This is a genomic window from Pseudomonas lurida, assembly GCF_002563895.1.
In the GTDB taxonomy this organism is placed as follows: Bacteria; Pseudomonadota; Gammaproteobacteria; order Pseudomonadales; family Pseudomonadaceae; genus Aquipseudomonas; species Aquipseudomonas lurida.
Genome location: NZ_PDJB01000001.1, coordinates 1,109,319 through 1,129,379, shown reverse-complemented (window position 1 = coordinate 1,129,379; position 20,061 = coordinate 1,109,319). Strand labels below are relative to the sequence as shown.

Below are 20,061 nucleotides of genomic sequence, written 5' to 3'. Positions count from 1 at the left end.
GCTCCCACGGTGTTAATGTTGCGTTGGGTTGACGATGACGGTGCAGGTAATACCCGCCGCCAACAACACGCCTTCCGGCACCTCATCGATGTGAATGCGCACCGGCACGCGCTGAGCCAGGCGCACCCAGTTGAAGGTCGGGTTCACGTCGGCGATCAACTCGCGGCTCTCGGGGTTGTCGCGGTCGTAGATGCCGCGCGAGATACTGTCGACGTGGCCCTTCAACGTCTCGCCGCTCATCAACTGCATATCGGCTTTATCACCGACTTTTATATGGGGCAGTTTGGTTTCTTCGAAGAAGCCGTAAACCCAGAACGAGTTCATATCCACCACGGCCATCTTGGCTTCACCGATCCGTGCGTAGTCGCCACGGTGCACGTTGAGGTTGGTGACGTAGCCGTCCACCGCCGCCACCACTTGGGTGCGTTTCAGGTTGAGTTCGGCCGCTTCCAGTTGCGCCAACGCATGCTGGTAATCCGCCAGCGCGGCGTCGGCAATATTGCTGGCGTCGTCGCGGTTTTCCTTGGAGATCACCAGCGCATCCAGGTCAGCCCGGCGATGGGCGTTGACCTTGCGCATTTCCCAGGTCGCTTTGCGGGAGGCGACGAGCGATTGCGCCTGCTTGACCGCGATGCGGTAGTGCTCGGGGTCGATCTGCATGAGCAGGTCGCCCTTTTTCACCCGCTGGTTATCACGTACCGGGACGTCGACCACCTCACCGGTCACATCGGCCGCCACGTTGATGATGTCGGCGCGCACACGGCCGTCACGGGTCCAGGGCGTCTCCATGTAATGCACCCACAGCGTGCGGCCAATCCAGATCGCCAGGGCCAGTACCAGCAATGTCGCGAGCAGGCTGAAAAACTTTTTCATCGGGGCATTCTCAACGGTAGACGGTCAGCGCCAAGGCGCCGAACAGGCAAACGAACAGGCTCAGGCGCAACAACGCCGGGTGCCAGAAAAAACGGTACAGGTCGAACCCGGCCAGGAAGCGATCCAACGCCCAGGCGAGCGCGGCTGCGATCAAGAACATCAGGGTCATGGTCGGCATGTAGACGCCGTGGAACGCGATTTCACGAGGCATGCAGGGCTCCTTGCGTGGCGCCTTTGAGGGCCGCCAAGGGGGATTGCGGGTCCAAAAGCGAGGTGCGGATAAAGTGCAGGTAACTCTTCACCCGGCGCAGCGCCGAGGTGTCGAAGTGCGGGGCGAAGGGCTCGTCGGTGGCCTGCACACGGCTGATCGCATGGTCGACGGCAATCAGGCCACGCTCCAGGTTGCTCGCGCTGGGTTGCAGGAACAGCCGCACCAGCGAGCGGCCCATCACCCGGATCGCCTGGCGCCAGGGCTGGGATTCGGCGTACGCCGGGTGCACCGGCAAAATCGCCTGCTCCTTGCGCAGCTCGATGATCGCGTGGCCGACTTCCAGCACCACGAACATCCAGCGCAGCAAATCGCGTTGCACCTGCGGCTGGCCGACGGCAAGGCCGTAGGCCTGGTGCAGCAGGTCGCGGGTACGGCTTTCGAAACTCGAAGCCAGGCCCTTGAGCTTGCCGCTGATCGCATACACCACTTGCTCACGCAGGTCCTGCTCCAGCCGGCGCCATAGCCAGCGGCTGTTGGGCGGCAGGATGATCGCCCCCGCCGCGGCGCACACCAGCATGCCGATGACCATGGCGATGTAGTCGTTGATAAAGGTATAGGGGTTGTAGACCGTGAGGTTATCCGGCACCGAGCCGGTGCTGAAAAAGATCAGCAGGCCGACCCCGACACCCGCGTACTGCGGGCGCGAGGCGAGAAACGCGCCGAAGATGATCACCGGGGCGAGCATCACGCACAGCAGCGGGAAGCCGTCGATCCAGGGAAACACGAAGAACATTTCGACGAAGCCCACCAGCGCGCCGATCAACGTGCCGCAAGCCATCTGGAAGGCCATGCGCTTGGGGTTGGGTGTGGCGGCCGACAGGCCCACGGTGGCGGCGGCGATCAGGGTCATGGTGGCGCCGCTGGGCCAGGCGGTCGCCACCCAATAGCTGCCGAGCACGATCAGGATGAACGACGCGCGAATCCCCGAGGCGGCGCAGGCCAGCCAGTTGGTTTTCGGGATAAAGGTTTCGTCCCATTGCTCGCGGGCATGGCTGTGGTCTGCCAGGGAAGCGTGGGTTTGCGCGTAGTTGTGCAGGTCATCGACGAAGCGGTAAAGCAGTTCGTAAGCGGTGTGGAAATCCAGCTGTTCGGCTTCGCTGGGGTTTTGCTCCTGGAAGCTCGCACGCAGGCTACGAACCTTGGCGGGCAGGCCGTCCTTGTAGGCGCTCAGCTGATTGACCAGGCGCGCCGCATCTGGGCTGGTGAGCGCACGACCGGAAAAGCCATCAAGCACTTCGGCAAGGTCTTGCAGGCCGGGTTTGATTGCCGCGACCACATGGTCCGCGTCATCCGTGCGCAACCGCTCCAGCAATTGGTGCAAGGCGTTGAAGCGCGTGGTGATGCTCATGAACTCGCTGTTGAGGCGACTGAGCCGGCCATTGCGTCGACGCATGTGCGGGTCTTCAAACACGGTGACACTGCGCAACCCTTCCAGGCCCACCGCTTCGGCGATAAAGCGCACGTTGCTGGCCTCGAACCCCTCACGCTGGCTGCGCCCGCGCAGGCCATCGGTGACGAACAGCGCGAACACGCCAAAGCGCTGGTACAAGGCGTTGCGCATCGCGGCGCTGCTGGTCTGCGGCAGGATCGCAGCACTGACCAACGTGGAACACAGGATCCCCAGGGAAATCTCCAGTACCCGCCACACCGCCGCCATAAAGGCACCGTCGGGATGGGCCAGGGCCGGCAGGCCGACCATCGCCGCGGTGTAGCCGGCCAGTACAAAGCCATAGGCACGGAAGTTACGGTTGCGCGTCGCGCCAGCGGTGCAAATGCCCACCCAGATCGCCAAAGCCCCCAGGAACAGCTCGGTGTTCTGCGCGAACAAGGCGATCAACAGCACCATCACCGCCGACCCCGCCAGGGTGCCGAGGAAACGATAGAAGCTCTTGGCAAACACTTGGCCACTCTGTGGCTGCATCACGATAAAGACGGTGATCATCGCGGTGCGCGGTTGCGGCAGCTCCAGGCGCATGGCTAACCACAATGTCAGGAACGCGGCGACCAGGACCTTGAAGATGTACACCCAGGTCACGCCATCGCTGCGTGCCCAGTCGAAAAAACCACGGCGCCACTCAAGGGAATGCAGCCAGCGCAGCGGTGCAGGCAAGGGAGTCATCAAAGTCTACTCAGTGATCGAACACGGCCAGCGCCGCCGGGGTCTTGCGCGGAAGGGTCTTGGCGTCTTGCGGCACATCGTCGCCGGCGCCGAGGCCGCCGCCCAGGGCCGTCACCAATTCAGCATGGGCACTCAGGCGCGCGGCCTGGACCTGTTGCTCGATCTGCTGCTGATGGAACAGCAACGTCTGCGCATTCAGCACATTGAGGTAGTCGGTGAGGCCACGCTGGTAGGCGATCATCGCGATATCGTAGGTTTTCTGCGCCGACGCCACCGATTGCGCGGCAAAGGCGGATTGCTTAGCCATGGATTCGCGACGGATCAATTGGTCGCTGATGCCCTTGAGGGCATTGACCAGGGTCTGGTTGTACTTGGCGACAGCGATGTCATAACCGGCGCTGGCTTCGCCCAGTTCTGCACGCAAGCGACCGCCGTCGAAGATCGGCAAGGTGATCGCAGGCCCCACGGTGTAGTTGAGTTTCTTGCCCGCCAGGAACTCCAGCACGCCGCCACCGGTGGCCATGTAGCCGAGGCTGCCGACCAAATCGACATTGGGATAGAACCCGGCGTGGGCCACATCGATGCCCCGGGCCTGGGCCGCGACTTGCCAGCGACTGGCGACCACGTCAGGGCGTTGCCCGAGCAATTGCGCCGGCAGCCTCGACGGCAGTTTCAAGGGTGCGGCGAGGGATAACGTCGGACGCTGCAACGTCGCCCCCTCCCCCGGCCCTTTGCCCGCCAATGCCGCCAACTGGTTACGGGTCAGGGCGATTTCTTCATTCAGGGCGTCCAGTTGGCGATGGGTTTCGGGCAAGGGGGTTTCGGCCTGGCTGACATCGAAGTGGGTGCCGATCCCGGCGTCCAGGCGCTTATTGGCCAGGTCGAGAATCTGCTGTTGCTGGGCCAATGTGGCCGCGACGATGTCGCGGTTGGCGTAATGCAACGACAGCTGGATATAGGCGCGTACCACGTTGTTCTGCAATTCGAGCTGGGCCTGGCGCCCTTCGGCGGCGCTCATGTGGGCAAGGTCTACGGCACGCTCGGTGGCGTTGCTGTCGCGGCCCCACAGGTCGAGGGCATAGCTCAGGCCCAGGGACGCAGCGTTGTCCCAGGTGTTGGCGCCGCTCAGCTCGCCGGGGCCATAAAACTGATCCTTGGGCCAATTGTGGCGCTTGAGGGTGGTGTCGCTGTTGATCTGCAACGCCTCCGCCGACTCGGCGATCCCGGCCATGGCCCGTGCTTCACGCACCCGCGCGGCGGCCATGGCCATGCTCGGGCTGTGTTGGGTGGCGAGGTCGACCCAACGGTTGAGTTGGGGATCGCCGTAGGCCTGCCACCATTGCGCGGTGGGCCAGTGAGCATCCTGGGCGGCGCTCTGGATCGCTTCGTCGGTGGCCAGGTTACTGGCGTTGAGGGACTGGCCTTGGGGGGCGATTCCTCCGGTTCCGATGCAGCCGCTGATTGCTAACGATAAGGCCCAAACACTGAGAGTCTTCAGCTCTCTGCTGATGCGACGCGGCACTGCTGCGAATTCCTGAGGTGGTATAGCGGGGAGAGGTGGCGCAATTCTAGGGGGCGGCATGGGGAACGATAAGCGGGCATTCCTGTGAATCTTTGTTACCGTTCAGACGATAATCCGGGTCGGCGCCAAGGATGTTGGGCTATTTATACCGGCGCAGGGGTATTCCCCCTACAGCCCGGTGCGATGCCGGCGAGCAGAATAACGAGCATTCCACCCTCTGGAGTGCCCGAATGTTTTCAGTCCTCAACGCACGCCCTTTCGAGGCGTCCATACCCGCGCCTGCACAAGAGACCGCTGACGTTCTGCGCAGGCAGCTACACCTCTCGCCAGCCCCCCTGCAACCCGGCATGCGCCCCCTGGAACGTGATGTGTGCTGGATCGCAGACCGAGTCCTGGAAAAGCTGATCCCGCTTGCGGGCTATCATCGCGATCGAGCGTCGATAGAGGCGCTTCACCACAAGCTGTCCAGCCCAGAGCCGAGCCTTGAGGTGTCGGTAGAGGCGTTACCGGATTTTTACGCGTTTTTCAAAAAGGCCGAACACCTGCTTCGCCGGCACCGCACCTCCCGGGACCCGGGCATTGAAGCCGACTATGCACTGTGTCGCGCCCTCAAATGGCAGTTTCGGGCAGCCGTCAGCGCTGGCAAACATCTGCGCCTGACGCAAAAGCTATTGCCGGCACTCGCCTATGTCCGCAACGGCGGCGAACGCAGCAACCACCGTCATATCGGCTACAGCTTTGCATTGGAGCCAACGCTGCAGACGCGTGCCGGGCCGCAGCTGGCAGCCGACTCGCGCCTGGAGGTCGGCGCCGACCAGCGCATCAGAAGCACGCGCGCCATCAGCCTGCAGGCACAGTTGAAGTCATCGATCGAAGCGCAGTTCCAGACCCGCAGCCAACTCGGTATCGGCTATGTTTCGTCTTGCGAATACACCAACCTGGAGCAGTACGCCGATGCCCGCAGCCATTCCGTTCGCACCTCTCTTAGCGAGAGCATCCGTCGCACGGTGAAGAACCTGCCCAGTTTGTTGCGTGATAGCCATCACCTGCAGAAACACCTGGCTTACTCAGCGCTGAGCCAACCCTATGTCAGGGCTGCGCTGGCCGGCGCGGGCCTGACCGATGTCGAGCTGCCCAGCGTAAGAAACACTTCCCAACCGGTGATCACCGAACGCGGTTTCACGTTGACGGCCCATAACAAGGCGACGGTGAATGTCTTCAGTGCCCTGCAGGTCAACACCACGATAAAGCCAACCCTGCAACGCACTCACCGCCACATCACCCTGGACATCCTGGGCCTGTATGAAACAGCGCCTGAGTTAGCACTCCGCCGCCTGGCCTCGCACACGCACTACAACGACAACCCTTTGGCGCTGTTGGCCGACATGAAAAACCACATAGGCGCCACCAGCACACAATTCACCCAGCAGGTCTGCACACCGGTGCCCGCCTCCGAGCTGAACGCCACCCGCCGCGCCAGCAACAAACAGGCCCAGTCATTGCTGGAGCGCTATGTGCTGCTCAAGGCACAATCGCGCATCGATAGGTCGCTGGATACTGAACTGCACACGCTGATCCAGCGCAACCGTGCACAGCTGCGCCCCGATGCGCTGAAAGTCTACAAGTTGACCGCCACGGCCCAGGTGCAGAGTTTCTCTGCCGGGGTAACGGCCTCGTCGCAGGCCGGGGCAGGCAAAGGGGTGGCGATTGAAGTCAGCCACCGCAAGCTCGATGACCCGCACCTGAGCGGTGATTACCTGACAATCGATATTGCCCCTTTAAAATCCCGGCAAGTCGTCAAGAAAATGCTGCACCAAGCACTTCGCGCCATTGGCGAGCAGGCATTCGACTGGGAACACCTGGTCCGCTCGATCAGCGAATCGCTGCTTGATCCCGCCAGACCCTCGTCCACCCAAGTGCTGGTGAAGATCAAGCACGGCCAACCGGTGGTGCTCTATACCCGTCATACGGTGGACAAAGACCGCGACCTGGTGCTGCCGGAACAGGTCGAGCAGTTCAGCGGCATCGAGGCGCAGTCGTTGCGCACCCGGCAAACCTTGCGCAAGGAACGCCTAGGCAGCGACTCGCTGGATCATCTGTTGCCAATCGCCCGCCGCTACCTGGAAAACCCCGATGAGCAGCCGGGCTGGGACGATTACGTAGACCGGCACGCCGATGACGTTCATGCATTGCTCGACACCCTGGGCCGGCAGGCCCACGGTACGTCGCTGACCGCCGAGATTGACGCGCTCAAGCGCATCAGCCCGGTACTCACCCGGGCCGCCGAAGCGCTGATACAGCACGCCCACGCCGCCCTCGACGCGCCTACCGGTGAAAACCGCGCCCGCGCACGGGCGGCTTTCCATCACTTGCTCCGGGAATATATGCCGCACTATAGGGCGAACGTCAGTGCGGCTTGGACCTTGTCCTGACCTTTCGCCACTTATGTCGGGGGGGTACAGCGCCCAGCGGATACACACCTGCGCGCAACTTCATGTCACAATTTGGCATCTCCCTTGAGAACACTCCATGGACACTTTGCAAAACATGCGCGCCTTCAGTTGCGTGGCCGAAGCCGGCAGCTTCACCGCCGCCGCCGTGCAACTGGATACCACCACAGCCAATGTGTCGCGCGCGGTCTCCAACCTTGAGGCCCATCTGCAAACCCGCTTGCTCAACCGCACTACCCGGCGCATTGCTCTGACCGAGGCCGGTAAACGCTACCTACTGCGCTGCGAACAGATCCTGGCCTACGTCGAGGAAGCCGAGGCCGAAGCCAGCGACGCCCATGCACGCCCTGCCGGGCAGTTGAAAGTGCACACCATGACCGGCATCGGCCAGCACTTCGTCATCGACGCCATTGCGCGCTATCGCCGTACCCACCCGGACGTCACCTTCGACCTGACCCTGGCCAACCGCGTGCCAGACCTGCTCGACGAAGGCTATGACGTGTCCATCGTGCTGGCCAGCGAGCTGCCTGACTCCGGCTTCGTGTCCCAGCGCCTGGGCATCACCTACAGCATCGCCTGTGCCTCACCGGAGTACGTCAAGGCCAAGGGCTGCGCCCATCGCCCCGATGACCTGCTCAACCACGCCTGCCTGCGCCTGGTCAGCCCGGTGATCCAGCTCGACAAGTGGACCTTCAACGGCCCCGAAGGCCAGGAAAGCGTGGCAATCAACACCTCGCCCTTTCTGGTGAACTCGGCCGATGCGATGAAAACCGCGATCACCAGCGGCATGGGCATCGGCCTGCTGCCGGTGTACGCGGCGATCGAGGGCCTGCGCAACGGCACCCTGGTGAGGGTGATGCCCAACTACCGCTCCCAGGAGTTGAACCTGTACGCCATCTACCCGTCGCGCCAATACCTGGATGCGAAGATCAAGACCTGGGTGGAATACCTGCGCGGCTCGCTGCCAGAGATTCTGGCGGCACACCAGGCGGAACTGGTGGCGTATGAATTGAGTGGCAGCCTCAGCGGTGCGCGACTGGCGAACTGATTCAATCTGGCAACACCGGCCCAATGGGGACGCTGCCCAGTTTAGGTATGCCGTCTCCTGACAACCGGGGCCAGGAATGTTAGCGTGCTTGGCATTCTTCCGTAGTCGATGAGCCCGCCTGCAATGAAAAAGACTGTCCTCGCTTTCAGCCGTGTCACCCCGGAAATGATCGAACGCCTGCAGCAGGACTTCGAGGTGATCGCGCCCAACCCCAAGCTGGGGGATATCAACGCTCAATTCAATGAAGCCCTGCCCCACGCCCATGGTCTGATCGGCGTGGGTCGCAAGCTGGGCCGCGAGCAGTTGCAAGGGGCGAACAAGCTGGAAGTGGTGTCCAGCGTCTCGGTGGGCTACGACAACTATGACGTACCGTACTTCAACGAGCGCGGGATCATGCTCACCAACACCCCCGACGTGCTCACCGAAAGCACCGCCGACCTGGCCTTCGCCCTGCTGATGAGCAGTGCCCGCCGCGTGGCCGAATTGGACGCCTGGACCAAGGCCGGCCAGTGGAAAGCCAGCGTCGGCGCGTCGTTGTTTGGCTGCGATGTGCATGGCAAGACGCTGGGTATCGTCGGCATGGGCAATATCGGCGCGGCCGTGGCCCGGCGTGGGCGGCTGGGTTTCAACATGCCGATCCTGTACAGCGGCAACAGCCGCAAGCCGGCGCTGGAGCAGGAACTGGGTGCGCAGTTTCGCAGCCTGGACGAGCTGCTCGCCGAGGCGGATTTCGTCTGCCTGGTGGTGCCGTTGAGCGACAAGACCCGTCACTTGATCAGCACCCGCGAGCTGGGGCTGATGAAGCCCAGCGCGATCCTGATCAACATTTCACGCGGCCCGGTGGTGGACGAGCCGGCGCTGATCGAAGCCCTGCAAAGCCAGCGTATCCGCGGTGCCGGGCTGGATGTGTATGAGCGAGAGCCCCTGGCCGAGTCGCCGCTGTTCCAACTGAGCAATGCCGTGACGCTGCCGCATATCGGCTCGGCCACCCATGAAACCCGCGAAGCCATGGCCAACCGTGCCCTCGACAACCTGCGCAGCGCCCTGCTGGGCCAGCGCCCGCAGGACCTGGTGAACCCGCAGGTGTGGAAGGGCTGACCCCTAGCGCATTTAAGCTGGCTGGCCTGCTATCGCATCACCCCGGTGCAAATCAATGACCGAGGTGCGCGCATCGCAGGCAAGCCAGCGCCCCCCCATCCCGACACAAAATCCGGTTAAAGCCTGGCTCCCCCAAGTCGATAACTCTCTATAGATCATCATTCCTGATCCACAGAAGGTTTTTATGTCCACCACCAAAGCCCGCGCAGACTCCCTCTCGCTTCTGCTCTTTACCTTGCGCAGCGGCAAGCTGATGGCGATCAACCTGCTGAAAGTCAGCGAAATCATCCCTTGCCCGCCGTTGACCAAGCTGCCGGAGTCCCACCCGCACGTCAAAGGCATCGCCACCCTGCGCGGTAACTCGCTGGCCGTGATCGACCTGAGCCGCGCACTCGGCGAAATGCCCCTGCAGGATCCGGACGGAGGCTGCCTGATCGTCACCGACGTAAGCCGTTCCAAGCAGGGGTTGCATGTGCAGGCGGTGAGCAAGATTGTGCATTGCCTAACCACCGACATCCGCCCGCCGCCCTATGGCTCCGGGGGGAACCGCGCGTTCATCACCGGGGTTACCCAGGTGGAAGGCGGCCTGGTGCAAGTGCTGGATATCGAAAAAGTCATCCATGGCATCGCGCCGGCACCGATCGAAGTGGCACCGACTGACCTGACCATGGAAGAGGCCGAGGTGCTCGGCCACGCACGTATCCTGGTAGTGGACGACAGCCAGGTGGCGCTCCAGCAATCCGTGCACACCCTGCGCAACCTCGGCCTCACCTGCCACACCGCCCGCAGCGCCAAGGAGGCCATCGACGTGCTGCTGGAGCTGCAAGGCACCGCCGAGCAGATCAACGTGGTGGTGTCGGACATCGAGATGTCGGAAATGGACGGCTACGCCCTCACCCGCACCCTGCGCGAAACCCCGGACTTCCAGCACCTCTACGTGTTGCTGCACACCTCCCTGGACAGCGCGATGAACAGCGAGAAAGCCCGCCTGGCCGGCGCCAACGCGGTGTTGACCAAGTTTTCCTCGCCCGAGTTGACCAAGTGCCTGGTCGTGGCAGCGCAGACCGTGGCACAACAGGGGCAGTAACGGGTGGCAGAGTATTTCCAACTGTTGCGCCGTGACCTCACCACCGCCCTACCGGCGCCGCAGTGGCCGGCGGGCACGCAGTTGGATCATTACCGCGCCGACCTCGCCCCGGCGATTCATGCGGTGTTGCGCCTGACCCAGGACCAGGGCGGCGGCCGCGTTCCCAACCTGGAAACCTGGCAGCACCAGTTCACCACCGATGCCGAGTTCGACCCCACGCTCTGCCTGGTGGCGAGCAACGACGAAGGCATCCTCGCCGTGGCGCAGTGCTGGACCAGCGCGTTTATCAAGAACCTCTCGGTTCACCCGTGTGCCCAGGGCCAAGGCTTGGGCCGCGCGTTGTTGCTGCACAGCTTCCAGACGTTCAAGCAGCGCGGAGAACCCTATGTGGACCTCAAGGTGCGCGAGAGCAACCTGCGTGCCCGCCAGCTGTATGAAAGCGCGGGAATGAGATTTGTCCTGCGCGATGCAGTGCCTGAGGACTGACAGGCACTGGCGTATAACTTGCTTCCAGAGATCCAAAACGGTGAACAGAGGTAAAAACCCGTCACTGTTCCTGCGTGCCCTCTGACCTAGCCTGGTGACAGATCCGCCATGAATACTCAGTTTTCCTGCGTTGGTTGCGGCAAATGCTGCACGGACCACCACGTGCCCCTGACCCTCGACGAGGCCCGCATGTGGGCGGCCGATGGCGGCCATGTCATCGTTCTGGTGGAGGGCTTCCTGGGCAATGGCCTGGGCCTGCCCCAGCAGCAACGCGAACATGCCGAGCGCCGTTCGGTGATCGTGCCCAGCGGCACCACCGAGGCGTTTGTGGCAATCACCTTTGCCGCCTATAACGCCGGGCGCTGCCGGAATCTTGACGAAGACAACCTGTGTCGCATCTATGAGCGTCGCCCGCTGGTGTGTCGCATCTACCCGATGGAGATCAACCCGCATATCCCACTGAACCCAGCCGCCAAGGATTGCCCACCGGAATCCTGGCAACAGGGACCGGCGCTGATCGTCGGTGGCGAGTTGATGGACCTGGAACTGGTCGAGTTGATCCGCCGCTCGCGCCAGGCAGACCGTGACGATGTGCAGACCAAGGAGGCGGTATGCGCCCTGCTGGGCATTCGCACCACGGCGCTCAAGGGTGATGGGTTTACCGCGTACCTTCCGGACATGGGCGCGTTTGCCACCGCAATTGAATTGGCCGTGGATCGGCCGCCCGTGGCCAATGAGTGGGTGTTCCATGTCTCCGGCATGGACATCGCCGAGCAAGTGCTGGATGCCGGGGCGCAGATTGCAACTGAGGTGCCGGCCAACTACGCATTTATTTCGTTGCGCGCTGCGTGATCTGCGTCGCCCCTGGCGCCTCGCTCACCTGTCTGTAGCGGGTCAATAGCTGGCCAGGCAGTCGGTTTCGATCCGCGCGTTCGCGAACTGTGTGCTCGCTGCAAAGGTAGTGCGGGCAGGGAAACGACGCCAAGAACGCGCCACACGGTTTAACAAGTACACGTGGGCCCTCACGACTGGGCTTTTGACTTCGTAGGCAATACCTCAACGCCCTCAGTCGAACGGTTGCTGGCGTCGACGCCAAGCCCACCGGTGAGGCGAACACGGGTCCAGCGCCTGTTTTGCGCAATAACCGGCCTTCAAGGGACATCCAGGCGATAGGGCGCCAGGATCCGCTGGTATTCACCGTTGTGCACCAGTTCTTCGCGGGCACGGTTAAGCTCCGCACGCAGTGTTGTGTCGGTATTGCGCAGCGCGATCGCCACACCGTCGCCCAGCAATTCGGCGGAGACGGCGGGGCCCAGGAAGTCGAAATCCTGGCCGGCAGCGGTGTCGAGCAGGGCGTCGCGGATTTCCACCGTGCCCTGCAGCGTCGCATCGATATCGCCTGCCACCAGGCTACGAACCAGTTCGTCGTTGAGCCAGAAGCTCTTGATGATCACGCCTTTGCGCGCCCATTGCGACCGCGCGAAGGCCTCGCGATTACTGCCGAGCAATACACCGACTCGCTTGCCCTTGAGCAACCTTGGCGTCGGTAACAGACCAGAAGTTCGCCGCGCGACGAGGCGCGTGGTGAAGGGGTAGAGGTTATCGGTGAAGCTCACCCAACGCCGCCGTAGGGGCGTGGGGGCAATGCCCATGATTGCATCGAATCGCCGGGACTCAAGGCCTTCGAAGCTTTCGACCAGCACCTGATCCACCCAGGTGCAGCGCGCATTCAATTGCTGGCAGAGCGCGTTGCCCAGCTCGATGTTCAGGCCGACCAACTGCCCTTGCGGGTTGCGGCTCTGAAAGGGAGGGAATTGCGCGGCAACAGCGAAGCGGATTTCGCGTCGCGGTTGATCAGTGCCGGCTACGGCATCCACCGCGAATAACAGGGCAAGCGCTACACAGAGGTGTATCAGGGGCACAGGAAACGTCCTTTTCCGGAAAGAGCGCCCTCCGCTGCACCCCGGTAAAAAATCGGGGCAGAGCGGAAGCTGTGCAAGCTTTCAAGAAACGGTCGCGGGCCTACAAGCAGAAAGATCAACGGAGGCTGTAGGCAACATCCGCAAATATTACAGCGGATTAATCCTAACGTTTACCCATGGAACGGCGAGTGCCCGGCGGCGCCATGCCTGGGCTCTTGGTGTGGCCATTCTTGGCGCCGTTCTTGTACCAGGGCTGGGCGGTATTCTTGGCCCCCGCCAGCTCACCCGGCTTGAAGGGAAACTTGAACGCCGGGATCTCGGCTTTTTCAACGCCTTCGGCGCTGGCCGGATCGACGAGGTCGGCCGCGTCAACAGGGGGTTGTGTCGGGGAAGTCATGGAAGCTCCGGAGCGTGCAAAGAATGACGCGGGGCCGGCTTGCGGGCCACGCTGGGGCGCAGTATACCTGCCCGCCTCGGATCTTTAACCACCACCTGTACGAATGGTCGGCCTTTACTGACAGCGCTGTCAGTTAGCAGTCACCGTGCTGACCGGGTTGGCAGGCTATAAAGGCCTCACACACTTCCAATTCTTTGTCCTGGCGCCTCACCCATGCAAATTCAACGAAAAACCGCCCTGATCGTGGGTGTCCTCGTGGTGTTGGCTGTTGCAGCCTGGGCACTGACCCGCCCAGCCAAGACCAAGCTGGCGGCGCCCACGGCGATACCGGTGCGGGTGGTCAGCGTGGTACAGCAGGATATTCCGCGCTTTGTCAGCGGGATTGGCTCGGTACTGTCGCTGCACAGTGTGGTGATTCGCCCTCAAGTGGACGGCATCCTGACCAAATTGCTGGTCAAGGAAGGCCAATTGGTCAAGGTCGGCGACCTGCTGGCCACCATCGATGACCGCTCGATCCGCGCCAGCCTTGACCAGGCCAAGGCCCAACTCGGCGAAAGCCAGGCGCAGTTGCAGGTGGCGCTGGTCAACCTCAAGCGCTACAAGGAATTGAGCGTCGACGACGGCGTGTCCAAACAGACCTATGACCAGCAACAAGCCCTGGTCAACCAGCTCAAGGCCACGGCCCAAGGCAACCAGGCGGCGATCGACTCGGCTCAGGTACAACTTTCCTACACCCAAATACGTTCACCGGTCAGCGGCCGTGTGGGTATTCGCACCGTGGATGAAGGCAACTTCCTGCGCACCAGCGACACCCAGGGCCTGTTCTCCGTGACACAGATCGACCCGATTGCCGTCGAGTTCTCCCTGCCGCAGCAGATGCTGCCGACCCTGCAAGGCCTGATCGCGGCGCCCACCAAGGCCAGCGTCGATGCCTACATGGGTGCCGACACTGACGGCCAGACCGGTGATTTGCTGGGCGAAGGCCACCTGAGCCTCATCGACAACCAGATCAGTTCTACCACCGGCACCCTGCGTGCCAAGGCCGAATTCAACAACGCCTCGCAGCGCCTGTGGCCAGGGCAACTGGTGACCATCAAGATCCAGACCGCCCTCGACAAAAATGCCCTGGTGGTACCGCCGACAGTGGTGCAACGCGGCCTGGATTCGCACTTTGTGTATCGGGTCAAGGGTGACAAGGTCGATGTGGTACCGGTGCAGGTCACGTACCAGGACAGCGACGTGAACATCATCAAGGGCGTGCAGGCCGGGGATGTGCTGGTCAGTGATGGCCAGTCTCGGCTCAAGGCCGGTGCCCAGGTGGAGGTGCTCAAGGAGCCGCCGCAGGTGATCCAGACCGTCGATGCCAAGGTGCAGCCATGAGTGGCATTCGTTCGCCGTCGGCCTGGTGCGTCGACCACCCCGTCGCCACGCTGCTACTGACCTTCGCACTGGTGCTGCTCGGGCTCATCGCATTCCCACGCCTGGCCATCGCCCCACTGCCAGAAGCGGAATTCCCGACGATCCAGGTCACTGCCACCCTGCCCGGGGCCAGCCCGGACACCATGGCTTCATCCGTGGCCACGCCGTTGGAAGTGCAATTCAGCGCCATCCCCGGCATGACCCAGATGACCTCCAGCAGCGCCCTCGGCTCCAGCCTGCTGACCCTGCAATTCACCCTGACCAAGAGCATCGACACGGCCGCGCAAGAAGTGCAGGCGGCGATCAACACCGCGTCCGGCAAACTGCCCAGTGACATGCCCAGCCTGCCGACCTGGAAGAAGGTCAACCCGGCGGACAGCCCGGTGCTGATCCTCAGCGTCAGTTCCAACAGCATGCCCAGCACTGAGCTGAGCGACTACGTGGAAACCCTGCTGGCGCGGCAGATCAGCCAGATCGACGGCGTGGGCCAGATCAATATCACCGGCCAGCAGCGCCCGGCGATCCGGGTACAAGCCTCCCCGGACAAACTCGCCGCCATCGGCCTCACCCTGGCCGATATCCGCCTGGCCATCCAGCAATCGAGCCTCAACCTGGCCAAGGGCGCGATCTACGGCGAGAACAGCGTGTCGACCCTGTCGACCAACGACCAGTTGTTCCACCCGGATGAGTACGCCCAGTTGATCGTGTCCTACAAGGACGGTGCACCGGTTCAACTGCGTGATATTGCCAAAGTCATCAACGGGTCGGAAAACGCCTACGTACAGGCCTGGTCCGGCGACACGCCAGGGGTCAACCTTGTGATCTCGCGCCAGCCCGGCGCGAATATCGTCGAGACCGTTGACCGCATCCAATCCGAGCTGCCGCGCCTGCAAGCCATGCTGCCGGCATCAGTGCAGGTCAGCGTGTTGACTGACCGCACCAAGACCATCCGTGCGTCGCTGCATGAAGTCGAGGTGACGCTGCTGATCGCCATCCTGCTGGTGGTGGCGGTGATGGCGCTGTTCCTGCGGCAGTTGTCGGCCACGATGATTGTGTCCAGCGTGCTGGGGGTGTCGCTGGTCGCCAGTTTTGCGTTGATGTACCTGATGGGCTTCAGCTTGAACAACCTCACACTGGTGGCGATCGTGATCGCCGTGGGGTTTGTGGTGGACGATGCCATCGTGGTGGTGGAGAACATTCACCGCCACCTGGAGGCAGGCCTCGACAAGCGCGAAGCAGCAATCAAGGGGGCCGGCGAGATCGGCTTTACCGTGGTGTCCATCAGCTTCTCGCTGGTGGCGGCGTTTATTCCGCTGCTGTTCATGGGCGGCGTGGTCGGGCGGCTGTTCAAGGAGTTTGCGCTGACGGCGACCTCGACCATCCTGATCTCGGTAGTGGTCTCGCTGACGTTGGCGCCTACCCTGGCCGCACTGTTCATGCGCGCCCCCACCCATCACGCCCACGACAAACCAGGCTTCAGCGAGCGACTGCTGGCTGGCTATGCGCGCAACTTGCGCCGCGCCCTGGCGCATCAACGCACGATGGCGGCGATCTTCGTGGTAACCCTCGCCCTGGCCGTGGTCGGCTATGTGTTTATCCCCAAGGGCTTCTTCCCGGTACAGGACACCGGCTTCGTGCTCGGCACCAGTGAAGCGGCGGCTGATGTGTCGTACCCGGACATGGTCGCCAAGCACAAGGCACTGGCCGAGATCGTCAAGGCCGACCCGGCGGTGCAGGCGTTTTCGCACTCGGTAGGCGTAACGGGCAGCAACCAGACCATCGCCAACGGCCGCTTCTGGATCGCCTTGAAAGACCGCGGCGACCGCGATGTATCCGCCAGCCAGTTCATCGACCGCATCCGCCCGAAGCTGGCCAAGGTGCCGGGCATCGTGTTGTACCTGCGCGCAGGGCAAGACATCAACTTGAGTTCCGGCCCCAGCCGCGCCCAATACCAGTATGTGCTCAAGAGCAATGACGGCCCGACGCTCAATACCTGGACCCAACGCCTGACCGAAAAACTGCGCGCCAACCCGGCATTCCGCGACCTGTCCAACGACCTGCAACTGGGCGGCAGCATCACCCATATCAGCATCGACCGCCAGGCCGCCGCGCGCTTTGGCCTGACCGCCACCGATGTCGACCAGGCGCTGTACGACGCCTTCGGCCAGCGCCAGATCAACGAGTTCCAGACTGAGATCAACCAGTACCAAGTGGTGCTGGAACTGGACACCCAGCAACGCGGCAAGGCCGAAAGCCTCAACTATTTCTACCTGCGCTCGCCGCTGACCAACGAGATGGTGCCACTGTCAGCGCTGGCCAAGGTTGACCCACCTAGCGTGGGGCCGCTTTCGATCAGCCATGACGGCATGTTCCCGGCCGCCAACCTGTCGTTCAACCTGGCGCCGGGCGTGGCCTTGGGCGATGCGGTGATCATGCTCAACCAGGCCAAGAATGAAATCGGCATGCCGACCACCATCATCGGCAATTTCCAGGGCGCAGCCCAAGCCTTCCAGAGCTCGCTGGCCAGTCAACCATGGCTGATCCTGGCGGCGCTGGTGGCGGTGTACATCATCCTCGGTGTGCTGTACGAGAGCTTCGTGCACCCGTTGACGATCATCTCCACCTTGCCCTCGGCGGGGTTGGGTGCACTGATCATGCTGTCGCTGATGGGCCAGGACTTTTCGATCATGGCGCTGATCGGCCTGGTGCTGCTGATCGGTATCGTGAAGAAAAACGGCATCCTGATGATCGACTTTGCCCTGGAGGCCCAGCGCGTCAGGGGCCTGTCGCCGGAGGACGCGATCTATGAAGCCTGTGTCACGCGGTTCCGGCCAATCATCATGACCACCCTCGCGGCCCTGCTCGGCGCGGTGCCGCTGATGCTCGGTGCCGGCCCCGGTGCGGAGATGCGCCAACCGCTGGGTATCGCGGTGGTCGGCGGCTTGCTGGTGAGCCAGGCGCTGACGCTGTTCACCACCCCCGTCATATACTTGTACCTTGAAAAGTTTTTCCACAAGCCCAAACCAACGCCTGCGTTGGCGACCACACATTGAGGCTGAGGCCCCGCCCTGGAGCAAAAGGCTGATGCGCGTCCTGATTATTGAAGACGAAGAAAAAACCGCGGATTACCTGCACCGCGGCCTGACGGAACAGGGCTACACCGTCGACGTCGCCCGCGAAGGCGTCGAGGGCTTGCACCTGGCGCTGGAAAACGACTACGCCGTGATCGTGCTCGACGTGATGCTGCCCGGCCTCGATGGCTTTGGTGTGTTGCGTGCATTGCGCGCACGCAAGCAGACGCCAGTGATCATGCTCACCGCCCGCGAGCGTGTGGAAGACCGCATTCGCGGCCTGCGCGAGGGCGCCGACGATTACCTGGGCAAACCGTTTTCCTTCCTGGAACTGGTGGCGCGCCTGCAAGCCCTGACACGGCGCAGCGGCGGCCACGAACCGGTGCAGGTGACGGTTGCCGACCTGTGGATCGACCTGATCAGCCGCAAGGCCAGCCGCAACGGCCTGCGCCTGGACCTGACCGCCAAGGAATTCTCGCTGCTCAGCGTATTGGCGCGGCGCCAGGGCGAGATCCTGTCCAAGACCGCGATTGCGGAAATGGTCTGGGACATCAATTTCGACAGCGACGCCAACGTGGTGGAAGTCGCGATCAAGCGCCTGCGTGCCAAACTCGACGGGCCGTTCGACACCAAGCTGCTGCACACCATCCGCGGCATGGGCTATGTGCTGGAGAGCCGAAGTGTCAGCTAACTCCATTGCCCTGCGCCTGAGCAGCCTGTTCACGCTGGTGGCGCTGCTGATCTTCCTGTTGATCGGCGGCGCGCTGTATCAGCAGGTGGACCGCAGCCTCGGCTTGTTGCCAGGCGCCGAGCTGGATGCGCGCTACAGCGTGCTGGAGTCGTCGGTGAACCGCTTCGGCACACCGGACCATTGGGTGAAGATTCAGGCCAAGCTCAAGTTGTTGGGCGAGGAAGACAAGCGCATCCGGTTCTGGGTCGTGAGCAGCGATCCCAACTACGAGTACGGCAACCCCGATGCGCAGATCCGTGCCTTCGCCGAAGGCCCGACGGGCAAGCGCGACCTGCGCCTGCCGGGGCGCGAATACCCGCTGAAGGTCCTGGTGAGCCAGTTCCCGGCCAAGGATCAACGCCCGCCCTTGCGTTTCATGATCGCCATCGACACCGAGAATTTCCGTGCCACCCAGCACCACCTGCTGGTAGCGCTGGTCGCCCTCTCGCTGGTGGGCGTGGTGCTGGCGTCGTTGCTGGGCTTCTGGGTCGCGCGCATCGGCCTCAAACCCCTGGGCAAACTCTCGGATGAGGCACAGAAACTCGCCCCACCCAAGCTCTCCGGACGCCTGCAACTGTCACCGTTGCCGCCGGAGTTGAGCCAGTTCGTCAACTCATTCAATTCCACCCTCGACCGCGTGGAACAGGCTTACTCACGCCTTGAGTCGTTCAATGCCGACGTGGCCCACGAACTGCGCTCGCCACTGACCAACCTGATCGGCCAGACCCAGGTCGCGCTGACTCGCGGGCGCTCTGCCGAGCATTATTTCGAGGTGCTGCAATCCAACCTCGAGGAGCTGGAGCGCCTGCGCTCGATCATCAACGACATGCTGTTCCTGGCCAGCGCCGACCAGGGCAGCAAGGCCACAAAGCTGATCGAAAGCTCCCTGGCCGATGAGGTGGCGACCACCCTCGACTACCTGGACTTCATCCTCGAAGACGCCCAGGTCCAGGTGCAGGTCCGAGGCGATGCCCTGGTGCAGATCGAAAAGGCGCACCTGCGCCGAGCCCTGATCAACCTGCTGAGCAACGCGGTACAGCACACCGCGCCCGGGCAGGTGATCACCGTGAACATCGAGGTGCAGGAGCATCAGGTGGCGATCGGTGTGACCAACCCCGGCGACGCGATCGCCAGCGAACACCTGCCACGGTTGTTCGAGCGTTTTTACCGGGTAGATGCGTCGCGCAGCAACAGCGGCGCCAATCACGGCCTGGGCCTTGCCATCGTCAAGGCTATTGCGTTGATGCACGGCGGCGATGTGTTCGTGCGCAGCGAGCAAGGCGGCAATACCTTCGGCATTACTCTTCCGGCCTGAACACCTCGGTCAACAGGTGGCCACAGAAGCCCTCCATCGCCCTGACTGTTGCGATTTGGGCAACAGTCATTATCTTGTTACACTCTGTATCGCACCGCTCGCCTGCGTTAATTTGACGCATCGATGAGCGCGACGGCAAAGGCAGCCTCCCGCTTACCCGAATTTCCCTCGACTTATTTCCAGGGCTCTACACTGGGAATCTGTCTTAAAGCCGCTGACTTCAGCGGCTTTTTTTTGCCGTAAAAAAGGCCAG

16 protein-coding genes are annotated in these 20,061 nt (G+C 62.6%); 10 read left to right on the top strand and 6 right to left on the bottom strand.

All coding sequences use genetic code 11. The features are described 5' to 3' along the window. Positions 1-12 precede the first annotated feature (12 nt). Genes ATH90_RS05085 through ATH90_RS05070 form a run of 4 tightly spaced genes read right to left on the bottom strand, consistent with a single transcriptional unit; the run spans position 13 to position 4,785 of the window. Positions 13-873 carry an efflux RND transporter periplasmic adaptor subunit gene (locus ATH90_RS05085; RefSeq protein WP_098465809.1) on the bottom strand — a complete coding sequence of 287 codons (861 nt, stop codon included), beginning with the start codon at positions 871-873 and terminating at the stop codon, positions 13-15. A gap of 10 nt (positions 874-883) precedes the next feature. Then, the gene (locus ATH90_RS05080) at positions 884-1,084 is read right to left on the bottom strand and encodes a DUF1656 domain-containing protein (RefSeq protein WP_034102272.1); all 201 of its coding nucleotides are present in this window, start codon (positions 1,082-1,084) and stop codon (positions 884-886) included. Beyond that, positions 1,074-3,263: an FUSC family protein gene (locus ATH90_RS05075; RefSeq protein ID WP_098465808.1), complete on the bottom strand. Its 2,190-nt coding sequence runs from the start codon at positions 3,261-3,263 to the stop codon at positions 1,074-1,076. Before ATH90_RS05075 ends, ATH90_RS05080 begins: the two co-directional genes overlap by 11 nt. Before the next feature lie 10 nt (positions 3,264-3,273). Beyond that, positions 3,274-4,785, bottom strand: a complete 1,512-nt coding sequence (locus ATH90_RS05070) for an efflux transporter outer membrane subunit (protein ID WP_098465807.1) — start codon at positions 4,783-4,785, stop codon at positions 3,274-3,276. 230 nt (positions 4,786-5,015) lie between these two features. On the opposite strand from ATH90_RS05070, the gene ATH90_RS05065 reads away from it, so the two are divergent. The 6 genes from ATH90_RS05065 to ATH90_RS05040 all read left to right on the top strand — a co-directional run bounded on the left by ATH90_RS05065 (position 5,016) and on the right by ATH90_RS05040 (position 11,806). Then, positions 5,016-7,217, top strand: coding sequence for a hypothetical protein (locus tag ATH90_RS05065; RefSeq protein WP_141537461.1), 2,202 nt, complete (start codon positions 5,016-5,018; stop codon positions 7,215-7,217). Positions 7,218-7,314: 97 nt separating this feature from the next. Then, positions 7,315-8,283 carry a LysR family transcriptional regulator gene (locus tag ATH90_RS05060; RefSeq protein WP_034102268.1) on the top strand — a complete coding sequence of 323 codons (969 nt, stop codon included), beginning with the start codon at positions 7,315-7,317 and terminating at the stop codon, positions 8,281-8,283. Between the two features lie 123 nt (positions 8,284-8,406). Beyond that, positions 8,407-9,381, top strand: a complete 975-nt coding sequence (locus ATH90_RS05055) for a 2-hydroxyacid dehydrogenase (protein ID WP_098465805.1) — start codon at positions 8,407-8,409, stop codon at positions 9,379-9,381. A 184-nt stretch (positions 9,382-9,565) separates the two neighbouring features. After that, positions 9,566-10,468, top strand: coding sequence for a chemotaxis protein CheV (locus ATH90_RS05050; RefSeq protein ID WP_069021831.1), 903 nt, complete (start codon positions 9,566-9,568; stop codon positions 10,466-10,468). A gap of 3 nt (positions 10,469-10,471) precedes the next feature. Continuing rightward, positions 10,472-10,954 (top strand): GNAT family N-acetyltransferase, encoded by a 483-nt coding sequence (locus ATH90_RS05045; protein ID WP_069021829.1) that lies wholly within the window; start codon positions 10,472-10,474, stop codon positions 10,952-10,954. A gap of 108 nt (positions 10,955-11,062) precedes the next feature. Beyond that, a complete protein-coding gene (locus ATH90_RS05040; protein WP_098465804.1) occupies positions 11,063-11,806 on the top strand; it encodes a YkgJ family cysteine cluster protein in 744 nt (247 codons plus the stop codon). Between the two features lie 299 nt (positions 11,807-12,105). On the opposite strand, the gene ATH90_RS05035 is transcribed toward ATH90_RS05040, so the two are convergent. Then, positions 12,106-12,876: a transporter substrate-binding domain-containing protein gene (locus tag ATH90_RS05035; RefSeq protein WP_034102263.1), complete on the bottom strand. Its 771-nt coding sequence runs from the start codon at positions 12,874-12,876 to the stop codon at positions 12,106-12,108. 163 nt (positions 12,877-13,039) lie between these two features. Beyond that, positions 13,040-13,273 (bottom strand): hypothetical protein, encoded by a 234-nt coding sequence (locus ATH90_RS05030; protein WP_034102262.1) that lies wholly within the window; start codon positions 13,271-13,273, stop codon positions 13,040-13,042. A 213-nt stretch (positions 13,274-13,486) separates the two neighbouring features. Here ATH90_RS05030 and ATH90_RS05025 point away from each other — a divergent pair, with 213 nt between their 5' ends. From ATH90_RS05025 to ATH90_RS05010, 4 genes are read left to right on the top strand one after another with little or no spacing between them, the layout of a single operon-like run. Beyond that, positions 13,487-14,653, top strand: a complete 1,167-nt coding sequence (locus tag ATH90_RS05025; protein ID WP_069021825.1) for an efflux RND transporter periplasmic adaptor subunit — start codon at positions 13,487-13,489, stop codon at positions 14,651-14,653. Further along, positions 14,650-17,745, top strand: coding sequence for a multidrug efflux RND transporter permease subunit (locus ATH90_RS05020; RefSeq protein ID WP_098465803.1), 3,096 nt, complete (start codon positions 14,650-14,652; stop codon positions 17,743-17,745). Before ATH90_RS05025 ends, ATH90_RS05020 begins: the two co-directional genes overlap by 4 nt. A gap of 31 nt (positions 17,746-17,776) precedes the next feature. Further along, positions 17,777-18,454, top strand: coding sequence for a heavy metal response regulator transcription factor (locus ATH90_RS05015; RefSeq protein WP_034102259.1), 678 nt, complete (start codon positions 17,777-17,779; stop codon positions 18,452-18,454). Then, the gene (locus ATH90_RS05010) at positions 18,444-19,808 is read left to right on the top strand and encodes a heavy metal sensor histidine kinase (RefSeq protein WP_069021821.1); all 1,365 of its coding nucleotides are present in this window, start codon (positions 18,444-18,446) and stop codon (positions 19,806-19,808) included. The genes ATH90_RS05015 and ATH90_RS05010 overlap by 11 nt, the downstream gene beginning before the upstream one ends. Positions 19,809-20,061 lie beyond the last annotated feature (253 nt).